The organism is Gilvimarinus sp. 1_MG-2023 (assembly GCF_030548285.1).
The window spans coordinates 1-272 of the sequence record NZ_JAUOSC010001006.1 but is presented as its reverse complement, the minus strand read 5'-3'; the positions used below and the strand labels follow the sequence as shown (position 1 = coordinate 272).

Annotated in this window: 1 protein-coding gene; it reads left to right on the top strand. The window is 55.9% G+C overall.

Translation table 11 applies throughout. The features are described 5' to 3' along the window. A partial coding sequence (locus Q4563_RS19915; protein WP_303605749.1) for an ATP-binding protein occupies window positions 1-272 on the top strand: 272 nt, incomplete at both ends.

Below are 272 nucleotides of genomic sequence, written 5' to 3'. Positions count from 1 at the left end.
AGCAAGTGCTGACCAATCTGGTAGGGAACGCCATCAAGTTCACCCCGTCCGGCTCAGTCGCCGTTGATATCAGTCTGATTAATGTACGCGACAGTCAGGCCAACATCAGTATTACCATCAAGGATACCGGTATCGGCATGTCAGCGGAGCAGCAGAAACGCTTGTTCAGTGCTTTTAGCCAGGCCGATGCCAGTACCGCCCGCCAGTTTGGCGGCACCGGGCTGGGGCTGATTATCTCACGCGCGTTGGTGCAGTCCATGCACGGTGATATC